This is a genomic window from Ruegeria sp. BB10, assembly GCF_056535725.1.
The window spans coordinates 732,989-745,071 of the sequence record NZ_JBQFIW010000001.1; the positions used below are offsets into that span (position 1 = coordinate 732,989).

The 12,083-nt window shown below is 57.8% G+C and carries 9 protein-coding genes; 2 read left to right on the forward strand and 7 right to left on the reverse strand.

The features are described 5' to 3' along the window. Positions 1–2 precede the first annotated feature (2 nt). Positions 3–464 carry a CYTH domain-containing protein gene (locus ACR3EP_RS03715; RefSeq protein WP_254440476.1) on the forward strand — a complete coding sequence of 154 codons (462 nt, stop codon included), beginning with the start codon at positions 3–5 and terminating at the stop codon, positions 462–464. Here the strand turns inward: ACR3EP_RS03715 and ACR3EP_RS03720 are convergent. From ACR3EP_RS03720 to ACR3EP_RS03740, 5 genes are all read right to left on the reverse strand, one after another. Further along, on the reverse strand, positions 461–1,831 hold the full coding sequence (locus ACR3EP_RS03720; protein WP_170358095.1) for a sensor histidine kinase: 1,371 nt from the start codon (positions 1,829–1,831) through the stop codon (positions 461–463). The two genes, ACR3EP_RS03715 and ACR3EP_RS03720, sit on opposite strands and share 4 nt — an antisense overlap. Continuing rightward, positions 1,824–2,504 carry a response regulator transcription factor gene (locus tag ACR3EP_RS03725; RefSeq protein WP_170348457.1) on the reverse strand — a complete coding sequence of 227 codons (681 nt, stop codon included), beginning with the start codon at positions 2,502–2,504 and terminating at the stop codon, positions 1,824–1,826. The genes ACR3EP_RS03720 and ACR3EP_RS03725 overlap by 8 nt, the downstream gene beginning before the upstream one ends. A 181-nt stretch (positions 2,505–2,685) precedes the next feature. Further along, positions 2,686–4,122, reverse strand: coding sequence for a DegQ family serine endoprotease (locus ACR3EP_RS03730; RefSeq protein ID WP_480636389.1), 1,437 nt, complete (start codon positions 4,120–4,122; stop codon positions 2,686–2,688). 768 nt (positions 4,123–4,890) lie between these two features. Continuing rightward, the gene (locus tag ACR3EP_RS03735; RefSeq protein ID WP_480636390.1) at positions 4,891–5,490 is read right to left on the reverse strand and encodes a nucleotidyltransferase family protein; all 600 of its coding nucleotides are present in this window, start codon (positions 5,488–5,490) and stop codon (positions 4,891–4,893) included. Positions 5,491–5,521: 31 nt separating this feature from the next. Further along, complete coding sequence (locus ACR3EP_RS03740) at positions 5,522–7,939, reverse strand: GcvT family protein (RefSeq protein ID WP_480636392.1); 2,418 nt, start codon at positions 7,937–7,939, stop codon at positions 5,522–5,524. Between the two features lie 194 nt (positions 7,940–8,133). Between ACR3EP_RS03740 and ACR3EP_RS03745 the strand changes: the two genes are divergently transcribed. Next, positions 8,134–9,702, forward strand: a complete 1,569-nt coding sequence (locus ACR3EP_RS03745; RefSeq protein ID WP_480636394.1) for an ABC transporter substrate-binding protein — start codon at positions 8,134–8,136, stop codon at positions 9,700–9,702. A 55-nt stretch (positions 9,703–9,757) separates the two neighbouring features. Here ACR3EP_RS03745 and ACR3EP_RS03750 read toward each other — a convergent pair whose 3' ends face one another. Beyond that, positions 9,758–11,065 carry an HlyC/CorC family transporter gene (locus ACR3EP_RS03750; protein WP_170348462.1) on the reverse strand — a complete coding sequence of 436 codons (1,308 nt, stop codon included), beginning with the start codon at positions 11,063–11,065 and terminating at the stop codon, positions 9,758–9,760. A 63-nt stretch (positions 11,066–11,128) separates the two neighbouring features. Continuing rightward, positions 11,129–12,082, reverse strand: a complete 954-nt coding sequence (locus ACR3EP_RS03755; RefSeq protein WP_480636396.1) for a site-specific tyrosine recombinase XerD — start codon at positions 12,080–12,082, stop codon at positions 11,129–11,131. Between the last annotated feature and the right edge of the window lies 1 nt (position 12,083).

The window sequence follows — 12,083 nt, forward strand, 5'->3', positions numbered from 1 at the left end:
GCATGGAAATTGAACGCAAGTTTTTGGTCGCGGACCTGCCGGACCTCAGCGGCGCAGAGAAAGCTGTCGTGCGGCAGGGATATTTGACAGCGCCCGACGATTCCACCGAACTGCGCCTGCGTCAAAAGAATGACCGGTTCTTCCTAACCCTCAAAGGTGGCGGCTCGATGGTGCGGGTCGAGCGTGAGGCTGAAATTACGGCCGAGCAATTCGAAACATTCTGGCCGGAAACTGATGGGCGCCGGGTGGAAAAGGAACGTTTCACAGGCCAGTTGTCCGACGGGCGCGCGTTCGAGTTGGACGTGTTTCAGGGCGATCTGGCCCCGCTGCAGTTGGTCGAGGTGGAATTTGAGACCGAAGTCGAGGCTATGGCCTACACTCCGCCGGATTGGTTCGGTGAGGATGTTACTGCTGATAAACGCTATAAAAACAAGACAATGGCAATCAACGGCGTACCCACTTAGGGTTTGCGCGCCAATTTGATTTTCGCTTCAAGCCCCGGATTGCAATTGCTGGCTTCAAACGCGCCGCCATGCATGTGGGAAATCGCAGCGACAAGGGCCAGGCCCAGACCGGCATTCCGCTCGGTTCGGGCCGGGTCCAGTGTGACAAACGGCATTTGCAGGCGCGGCAGGTCTTCTTGCGGAACGCCGGGACCACGATCGCGAACGCTCAGATTTGAATAGGCACCATCTTCGGACAGGTGGATCGTGACAGTGGTGTCCTGCGGCGCATAGCGCATCGCGTTTTCCAGCAGGTTCGAAAGGGCCTGGGACAACAGCGGGCGATGCCCCGGTATTGGCGCTGCTGTGCCCGTGACCTCAAGCTGGATACCCTGATCGACTGCCACGGGATCGTAAAGCTCCACTACATCCGCCACCAGTTGCTGCAGATCGACCGGTTCGAATTGTTCCCGACCAACACCAGCTTCGGCGCGTGAGATTTCGGTCAGTTGCCCCAATACTCGCAACACATGGTCGATTTCCACACTGGCCCGCGCGATATCAATCTCGCGCTCTTGATCCGTTTTCGAAGGGTCAGACAGCGTTTCAACTCGTTGCTTCAACCGCGACAGGGGCGAGCGCAGATCGTGGGCGATTGAGTTTGACGTTGTACGTAGATTGCTAACCAGTTCCTCAATCCGGTCCAGCATGGTGTTGAGCGTCCCGGATACCTGATCGAATTCGTCCCCAGTGCCGCGCAGGGGCATGCGCCGGGTTAGGTCGCCCGATACGATGTTCTCTGCCGTGTTGGCGATATCGGACAAGCGAGAAAAGACCAGGCGGGTGAATAGCCAACCGGTGAGTACACTCAGCGCCAGGGCAATTGCCAGCGCGATGCCGACCGACCGCAGCAGAACCCGGTCGAATTGCTGCCGCGCCAGTGCGTCGCGTCCTACCAGCAGGCGTTCACCGCCGGGCAGGCGAACCGAGGCGGCCGAGACGGGCACCAATTCATCATTTTCGGCCCGGCGCAGTTCCAGATCGACCCAGCCGCTGCCGGCTGCGATATTCTCGGGCCATTGTTTGAGGTTGCCAGCCAGATTGACGCCAAAGCGATCGGTCAGAAGATACAACGCATCGCGGTCTGCGGCGGTTGGAAGACGCCGCTCAATCGCCCGCATCAACCCGATCAGGCCTCGGCGTTCGTATTCATCTGCTAACCCTGTCAGCTCTGCCGACACGACCGAGCGTGTCTCGCTTTCGATGCTGCGGTTCGCCGTTACATAGACCAACGCCAGCACGGTCGCGGTCAGTAACGTACTGAGGACCATGCTGGCCAGTACGAGGCGTGTGCGTGAATTGTTGAAGGAAAGTCGCAGGTTATCCATCAGATATCATGTAACCGGCGCCCCGGACGGTTTCAATCAACGGCGGCTCGCCGCCTTCGTCCAGTTGACGCCGCAGTTTCGAGATATGGACATCGACCACATTGGTATTGGGGTCGAAGTGATAGTCCCAAACCCCCTCAAGCAGCATGGTGCGCGATACCACGCGGTTCTTCCGGCGCAGGAAAAACTCGAGGATCTGAAACTCACGCGGGGTGAGGGTGATCTCGCGCCCGTTGCGGGTGACCTTGCGGGTCAGCAGGTCCATCTCAAGGTCGCGGCAATTCAGGGTCGGGCTTTCCTCGGCCTCTTGCGGTCGGCGCAGAAGGGCCTCGATCCGGGCGTGCAATTCCTGGAACGAGAACGGTTTGACCAGATAGTCATCCGCACCGGCACGCAGCCCTTTGACACGTTCATCAACGGCGCTCATAGCGGTTAGCATCAGAACCGGCGTTTTAACGCCCGCCGCGCGCATCGATTTGATCAGCGACAGGCCATCCAAACCCGGCAACATGCGGTCCAGAACGACCGCGTCAAATCCGCCGTCGGTGGCATGATACAAACCTTCACGGCCGTCCTCGGCCTGCTCGATGACATAACCTTCTTCGCCAAATCCCTTGGCGATGAACTCTCGTGTGTCTTCATCATCTTCGACGATCAGCAAGCGACGGCTCATGATGCGAGTTCCTTTCTACCGGGATTTAAACACAATTTTTGGGCAAAGCACATGGGTTGGCTAATCAATCTGCCGGGTGCGGTGTATCGCACCCGGCAGTCCCGGAGGTTTGCGGACAATTCAAACCACCGAGGAGGCGCCCGCCAGATTTCCCCATCACGTGGCGCGCGCTGGTGTCAGATCAGGCGATTTCCACCGCTACAAAGATCTGGTTTCCACCGCGATTGATAAGAACAAGCGCGGGGTCGGTTTTTTCGCTGTCCAGAGCGGCCTTCAACGCGTCCGGTGTTGCGGTTTCCTGGCCGCCCAGTTTCACGATCACATCGCCCCGTTGCAGACCGGCTTTGGCTGCCGGGCTATCGGGTTTCAGGTCAGTGACGATCACACCATCGACATTTTCAGCCACACCCATCTCGGCGCGGTTGGTGTCGGTCAGCGGTGCAATTGTTACGCCCAAAGCAGTGCCAGAGACGGTTTCGTCCACTGACTTATCAATCTGGGCCGATGCGCTTTGATGCTGGCCGACGGTCAACTCGATCTGTTGTTCCTTGCCATCGCGCAGAACGGTCAGAACGCTGTCAGTGCCCACTTTGGTGGTGCCGACAAGGACCGGAAGATCGCTGCTGGAATCGACCACTTCATCGTTGAAGGTCAGAATGACATCACCCTGTTGCAGAACGCCCTCGGCCGGGCTGTCGGCAACAACGTCCGCAACCAGCGCGCCGATTGAGCTATCGATGCCCATGGCTGCCGCAAGCTCGGGGCTGACATTCTGGATCGACACACCCAGCCAACCCCGGCTGACCTGGCCGTCATCGCGCAGGTCGGCCGCGATGTGTTCCACAATGTTCGATGTCACCGCAAACCCCAGACCCACTGAGCCACCGGTGGGCGAGTAGATCGCCGAATTTACGCCGACGACTTCACCTTCCATGTTGAACAGCGGGCCACCCGAGTTGCCTTTGTTGATGGCTGCGTCGGTCTGAATGAACTCAGCATATGGTCCTTGCGATATGTTGCGCCCTTTGGCCGATACGATACCGGTCGTCACGGTTGAATGCAGCCCGAACGGGTTGCCGATGGCTACGACGTCTTCGCCCACGCGGATGCCGTCGCTGTCACCCAGTTCAACCGCCTGCAGGGTTTCATCTGCGTCGATCTTCAGAACTGCGATGTCGGTCAGCGGGTCGGTGCCAATTACCTCGGCGTCAAACGTACGGTCGTCCGACATGCGAACCGTTACGGACTCGGCATTGTCTACGACATGGTGATTGGTAACGATGTAACCCGCTTCATCCAAAACGAAACCCGAACCCAGACCTTGTACCGGTCCACGCTGCGGGGCGTTAAACCCTTCGGGCGCGCCGAAGCGTTTGAAAAATTCTCCGAACGGGTGTTGGTCAAAGTCAAACTCCTGTCCCTGCGTGGGAACCGGTGTAGCACCTTGTTCGGCGATGATGGTGACGACCGAGGGCGATACATTTTCAACAAGATCGGCCAGTGCTTCGTCGGCCATCGAGGGCAGGGCGGTGGTCGCCAGCAATGCGGCGCTCAGTGCGCCAGCGCCAACCCAACTGGCTGTCCCGGGCAAAAGAAGTGAGGATTTGCGGATGCTCATTTTTTTTCTCCTGTTTATTTCACGCGGGTGCGGCCGCGCGTTGAAACAGGAGATGCGCCTTCAATCTGTGTGTTTCCTGAGCGAATTGTTAAGATATCTTAATTTTGCCACAAACTCGCGGTTCTATCGCGACGTTCGAGGACTGGAGTCGGAGGATTTGTGCGAATCACTGAGTACGAATCGGTGGATTGTTGCCGGTTTGGACGCCAAAGCTCGAAAAAGGTTGAATTGAATCAAAATCGTTAACAAGTCAGCCGTCGCAAACTCCGATTTTCAGGTGATACCGTCTTGGTTGTGTCGACCTGCAAGTGTTAATGCGGTTATCGAAAACAATTTATAACATTTAGACCAGATAGCACATTAGGTTTATGCTTAATGGTGAAATGTGGTGTTTCGGGCAAAAATGGCACTCATCTTAAGGTTGATTCGCCGTTATTAAATGTTGCGGAAAAACCATCCTGATATCGGCAAAATTAACCGTTCTTTCCAATTTTACGTTGTTTGAATCCAACGGATGGGTGACGATGAATGTGCCCAAGCGAGGGGGAGCCAAAGGCACTAGGGGGTGCCCAAGGCTTGTCACAGTCACTGGAAACGCTGAGCGGCATGTTAACGAGGGGGTCTTGTTTAGGTTCGGCGGCGGAATAGCCAGAGTGTCGACAGACATTATTGGCCGCGTTTCCGGGATTGATGAAAAGTGGTAGTCCTGTTTTGGGTACCGGCCCGGTCGTTATCGACCGGGCCGATTTACTTTCAGACCTGTCGATTTTAGATGGTCCGCTTTGCGCGCCATGTCGCCCAATCCGCGGGCGTGTCCAAATCCAGCAATGCGTGTTGGGCGGGCAGGGCGTGCAGATGCACCTTGTCCGCATGCGCGCGCACCACGGATTGCGCACCTTCGTCTCCTGTCAGACGGCTGAGCTGATCAAACAGGCTGCGATCAAATATGACCGGATGACCTGGTTTGCCGTCCTCTGTGGCGCCGCGCCATATCAGGTTGTCCGGGTGGGCCTGGACCGCGGATAGCATTGCAAGCAAATCTTCGGTTGTGATGTCCGGCAAATCTGCCAGCAAGATCATTGCGCCGGTCGCTTCGGGAGACACGTGCGCAAGTGCGCCGCGCAGGCTGGCATTCATACCTTCTTGGGCATCCGGAATTTCGACCTGATGCAGATTCAATCCATCAAGGGCTTGGTATCGGAGATGCGGGGCGGAGGGCAATGCAACGATGACTGGTGCCGCTAGCCCGGCAATCAATGCCGCGCGACGTAGCAAGGGTTGGCCGTCGATGATCTGCAACAGCTTGTCCTGGCCGCTCATGCGGCTGGATTGCCCAGCGGCCAATAGAATTATGGGTATTTGTGTCATACCGCCACCATGCCGCCGCAACAGGGCAGAGTCATCCCCGCATGCGCGCGCCATCTGCGTCAAATAGTGGTTCCGAGATCACCCTAGCCTTACACAGTTGACCAAGGATTTCGATTTCAACCTGCAGTCCGTCAATCACCCGGCCCACGGGCAAGAACCCCATTGCAACCGATCTTTGGGCATGGTGCGAGTATCCGCCAGACGTGCAGAAGCCAACAACCTTACCGTCCAACCAGATCGGTTCATACGCATTCACATCGGCGTCGTCGGCGTCCACCTCAAAAGCCACCAATTTGCGCGCCGGGCCCTGCGATCGGTCTTGCTCAGCGGCGGTTCGGCCGATGAAATCGGCGTTTTTCGAGAATGATATGAACCGATCCAGACCTGTTTCCGCGGCGGTATAGTCAGGTGAGAATTCCCTCATCCATGAGCCAAAGAACTTGTCCAGACGCAGGCTCATCATCGCACGCATTCCAAACGGCACCATCCCGTGCGGTTGCCCAGCCTGCCATAGAACCCACCAGAGCTGTCTTTGTGCCATCGGATCGCAATAAATCTCGTACCCCAGATCGCCGGTATAGCTGACCCGCTGCACGATGCAGTCGGTCATGCCAACGGTCATACGCCGCACGTCTAGAAAGCTGAGGTCCGAAACATTGTCGCGGGTGCAGGCGTCCAGGACTTGCTTTGCTTTTGGACCCGCGATCTGAAACCCGTTCAACCGGTCGCTGATGTTATCGATTTGTACGCCGTTCTGCTGATGTGTCAGGAACCAGCGCATGTGGAACGCCTGACTGCCGTATGACGCGGTCAGTTGAAACTCGCCTTCAGCCAGGCACGAAACGGTAAAGTCTCCGATCAGTTTACCCCTGGGTGATAGCATCGGGGTCAGAGACACTCGGCCAGGTTGTGGAATGCGTCCGGCCATAATCCGATCCAGCCACGCGCGGGCCGTAGGGCCGGCAATGCGGTACTTGCCGAAATTGTGGACCTCGTTGATGCCGACACTGTTGCGAACGGCGCGCACTTCGCGCCCAGTCGCGTCAAACGCGTCCGAGCGACGGAATGAGGGAGTTTCATAGCCCGGCTCGTCCCCTTGGGCGTAATAGTTCGGGACTTCCAATCCGTATTGCTGACCCCAGACAGCGCCCAGATCGCTGAAAATATCGTACATCGGGGTTGTTCGGTTCGGGCGCGCGGCGGGCAGTTCCTCATTCGGGTAGGCGACGCTGAAGCGTTTCTGATAATTCTCGATCACTTTCGGGCGGGTGTACCCGGGGCTGATCCAATCTCCGAACCGGGCCACGTCCATCGCAAAGACATCGCGTTCCGGTTCGCCCTCGATCATCCATTGCGCCAACGTCAGGCCAACTCCGCCACCTTGGCTGAATCCGGCCATCACGCCGCAGGCTGACCAGTAGTTGCGCATCCCCGGTACCGGCCCGACCAGAGGGTTCCCGTCCGGTGCAAAGGTAAACGGTCCGTGGATCACCGATTTCACCCCAGCTTCGGCCAGAACAGGAAAGCGACGATAGGCGAATTCGATACTGTCGGTGATCTTGTCATAATCGTCTGGCAGCAGTTCATGCCCGAACTCCCACGGTGTGCCGTCGACGGCCCACGGCTTGCAGGGCTGTTCATAGAACCCGATGCACAGCCCGCGCCCTTCTTGCCGCAGATAACTTTCCCCGGCTGGATCCATGACATGCGGGTGTTCTCCACCAGCGTCGATGATCGCTTCGATCTGCGGGATCGAATCTGTCACCAGATACTGATGTTCCATTGGGTGCAGCGGGAAATAGACACCGGCCATCGCGCCAACCTCACGCGCCCAGAGGCCACCAGCGTTGACCACATGTTCGGCGTGAATGGTGCCCTTGTCGGTGACCACATCCCAGGTGCCGTCGAGGCGCTGGTTGGTCTCGCGCACCATGCAATGCGTTTCGATTGTGGCCCCACCCATCCGAGCCGCCTTGGCATAAGCATGAGTGGTGCCCGATGGGTCCAGATGCCCGTCCAGCGGATCATACAGTGCACCGATGATGCCGTCTGTATTGGTGATGGGCGCGATCTTCTTGATCTCGTCCGGCCCGACGATCTCGGTCTCCAATCCCATGAACCGATGCTTGGCGCGCTCGGCCAGTAACATGTCGAACCGGTCCTGGTTGTCGGCTAAAGTCACGCCACCTACGTGGTGCAAACCGCAAGACATACCGGTGATCTCTTCCAGCTCTTTATATAGACGGATTGTATACCCCTGCAGCGCGGCCATGTTGGTGTCACCGTTCAACGTGTGGAACCCGCCCGCCGCGTGCCAGGTTGAGCCGCTGGTGAGTTCTGAGCGTTCCAGCAGTATGACGTCGGACCACCCCAGTTTGGTCAGGTGGTACAGCACGGAACAACCGACGACGCCACCGCCAATAACTGCTACGCGGGTTTCAAGTTTCATGAAGGCCTCCGTCAGTGTTTTTGTCAGTCTGATCAGTGGGGATCAGGATGCAATTCCGAATGCGACAAAACGTGTCGCCGCAGCAAATCGCATCTGCGGAAAACATCAACTAAACGGTGTCGTGGTTCTGTTACGGAATCGATCTACCAGGCATCCGGGAAGGACCCTGTGTAACTACTCTACAAGGACATAAGATGAGCAAGTTTGATCCCCAACCCCAAGCGTTGAGCCGCCGTGAATTCATGGCCAAAGCCGCGGCACTTGGCCTGACAGCCACTGCTGCGAACCTGATCTGGGCCGAGGCCGGTCTGGCCGAGACGCCCCAAAAAGGCGGTCATTTCGTTTTGGGGCTGACGGGTGGTGAAAGCACCAACTCGCTGGACCCGGCGCTGTCGGCGTCGCATGTGACGGCCAAGGCGCTGCGGGCCTATGGAAACACCCTGACCGTGGTGACTACTGATGGTGGAATCGAGCCAAGCCTTGCCGAAAGCTGGGAAGCGAATGAGGACGGTAAGGTCTGGACTTTCCTGATCCGCAAAGGCGTCGAATTCCACAATGGCAAGACACTGACGCCTGAAGATGTACAGCAGACCCTAGCGCGCCACTCGAACGAAGATTCCCAGTCGGGTGCTTTGGGAATCATGCGCGGGATCGAGGATGTGCGGGTCGACGGTGACTATGTGGTGATCACGCTGACCACACCCAACGCAGACCTGCCGTATCTGATGTCGGATTATCATCTGGTCATGCAGCCGGGTGGCGGGATCGATAACCCCGGCGAGGGGGTTTCGACCGGTGCTTACAAGGTGACCGCAGATGAACCTGGAGTGCGCTATGCGTTCGAGAAGTTCGCCAACCACTGGGATGAAAGCGTTGGCCATTATGACAGCCACGAGATCCTTGTTCTGAACGATGACACAGCACGTTCGGCAGCATTGCAGGCCGGTCAGGTACACGCCATTAACGTGGTGCCACCGCGTACCGCCAAGCTGTTTGGCCGCGCGCCGGGTGTCACCATCAACGCGACCTCGGGCCGGGGGCATTACATCTTTGTCATGCACACCGACACCGCACCGTTTGACAACAAAGACCTGCGTCTGGCGCTGAAATATGCCATCAATCGCGAGGAGCTGGTCGACAAGGTTCTGCGCGGTTTTGGCTCGGTCGGGAACGATATTCCGATCAACGAAGCCTATCCGCTGTTCGATGCGTCGATGGAGCAGCGCCAGTTCGATCTGGCCAAGGCAGCTGAGCATTACAAAGCGTCGGGTCATGACGGCACGCCCATCGTTCTGCATGTGTCTGACGCCGCGTTTGCCGGTGCACTTGACGCGGCGCAATTGTTCCAGCTGTCGGCACAAGCGGCTGGTATCCCGCTTGAGATTCAGCGTGAGCCGGCGGACGGCTACTGGTCGGAAGTGTGGAACAACAAACCGTTCTGTGCATCCTACTGGGGTGGGCGTCCGGTGCAGGATCAGATGTGGTCGGTTGGCTATCTGTCGACCGCAGACTGGAACGACACCAACTTTAAGAACGAAGAGTTCGACGCGCTGGTATTGAAAGCCCGTGCTGAACTGGACGCCGCCAAGCGCAAAGACATCTACGCCCAGATGGCGCGGATCGTCTGGGAAGAGGGCGGTTTGATCAACCCGATGTTCAACCAGTTCATCGACGGATATTCTGACAAGGTGACGGGTTGGTCCGCACATGCGAATGGTGACCTGATGGATGGCTATGTCGCCAGCCGTACCTGGTTCGCGTAACCCAGGAAATGAAACCGGCGCCCGATGGTGGGCGCCGGTTTTTTCTTTAGCCGAGTTATAGCGGTCGGATTTTCAACTCGGTCACCCGGTTGCCGTCCTTCGCGGTGACTTCGAACCGAAATCCGTGGAATGAGAAGACCTGACCTACCACCGGGATCATCTGTGCCTCATGTATGACAAGCCCGGCGACTGTGTTCGCCTCATCATCTGGCAATGACCAGTCCATCGCGCGGTTTGCGTCGCGGATCGTCATTGCGCCCTCGACCAGATACTGCCCGTCTTCGGTGCGGGTCACCGGAACGTCTTCTTCGATATCGAACTCGTCGGCGATTTCTCCCACGATTTCTTCCAGGATATCTTCCAGCGTGATCAAACCGCGCAATGATCCGTATTCGTCGACCACCAGTGCAAAATGGCTGTGCATCCGCAGGAATTCCCGCATTTGGTCGTCCAGCGTCGTGGTTTCCGGCACAAAGTACGGGTCGTTTGCCACTTTGGAGATATCGAATTCTTTTAGCCGGTTGGTGTCACTTTCACTGGCACCTGCGTGGGCATACATGGCGCGAAACAGGTCCTTGGCGTGCACGACACCTACGATGTTTTCGGGCTCATCCCGGAAGACGGGCAGACGGGTGTGCGGGCTTTTCAGACATTGTTGCAGAATGGCCTCGGGCGCGTCGTCGGCATCGATCATCTCGATATTTGATCGGTGAAGCATGATCTCTTCCACCGTCCGATCACCCAGATCCAGCGCGCCAAGGATGCGGTCGCGGTCTTCTTTTTCTACCACACCTTCGGAATGGCCCAGCTGCAGCGCGCCCGCGATCTCTTCACGTACGGCAAGAATGTTGCTGTCCGGGTCGATCCGAACACCGAACAAACGCAAGACGCCGCGCACCAGCAGGCGTACGGCTGCGACCATGGGCGAGAACACCGTCACCACAATACTGATGATCGGCGCGACCAATGCTGCCGCTTTTTCCGCGTTGGTAATGGCATAGGTCTTGGGCAGAACTTCGGCGAAAACCAGTACCAACAAAGTCATGACAAGCGTTGCAAGCGCCACGCCGCTTTCGCCAAACAACCGGGTGAACAAGGCCGTGGCCAGCGAGGCGGCAAGGATATTGACAAGGTTATTGCCCAGCAGGACCGAGCCGATCAGCCGTTCATTGTCATCGGTGATGTCCAGCGCCTTTTGCGCCCCGCGTGAGCCTTTGTCGGCCTGCGCCCGCAACTTGCCGCGTGACGATGCGGTCAATGCCGTTTCAGAACCCGAGAAAAAGCCCGACAGGACGAGCAAAAGCAGAATGGCGCCTGTGGTAAACCAGAATGCGCCGTCGATCAGAGAAGAAGAGGGTTCCATTGGTCCTTGGTTGTTGGTGTTGCTGCATCCGTTATGGGGGCGCGCCCCCTGCGGATCAAGGGGTTAGCCCTTGTTGTCGGGGTCTTTCGCCAGTGGGTGATGCTCTAACACCAGCTCGGCCAGACGTTCGTCGAGAACATGAGTGTAAATCTCGGTAGTCGCCACATCCGCGTGCCCCAGCAGGGTCTGGATCGACCGCAAATCGGCACCGTTGGCCAGTAGATGCGTCGCAAATGCGTGGCGCAGCGTGTGCGGCGTGACTTTTTCCGGTGACACGCCGCCCTGAACGGCCAATTCCTTGACCAGCAGAAAGAACATATGCCGAGTTAGATGCCCGGATTTGCCGCGTGAGGGGAACAGGAACTTGGATCGCTGGCCGCCATCGGCAACAACTTGATCTTCGGCTTCATCCCGCACCATTAGCCAGACCGCCAGTGCGTCGCGTGCAGGCGGAGATAGGGGCACCATCCGCTCTTTTCCGCCTTTGCCCAGCACCAGCAACATGCGCGGATCACCGCGGGCTGACGACACAGGTAATGAGACCAGTTCGGTCACCCGCATACCGGTGGCATAGAGAACTTCCATCAGGCAGGTATTCCGCACCCGGTCTGCCTTGGTGCGCCCGGTTTGGCGGGCGGCTTGCAGCAGCCGGTCCACCTCGGGCACGTCCAGCGTTTTGGGCAGGCGTTTTTGGCGTCCGGGCCCTTTGATCTGAATGGCGGGGTTGGTGTCGCGCCAGCCTTCCTCGAACGCGAAACGGTAGATTTGTTTGATCGCTGACAATCGTCGGGCACGGGTGGACTGCGCCAGACCTTGGGCGTCGCAGTCGATCAGATATGCCTCGATCTGATCCCGCTCTGCCTCGGCAAAGTTGGTTTTGCGGCGCTGCAGCCAGGCGGCGAAATCCTTTAGGTCGCGGCCATAGGCCAACAGGGTATTGTTGGCTGCCCCAAGCTCGGCGGCCTGTGCTTGCAGGAAGGAGGAAATCCAAAGCTCAGAAGTTGCCGGGGACGCCATG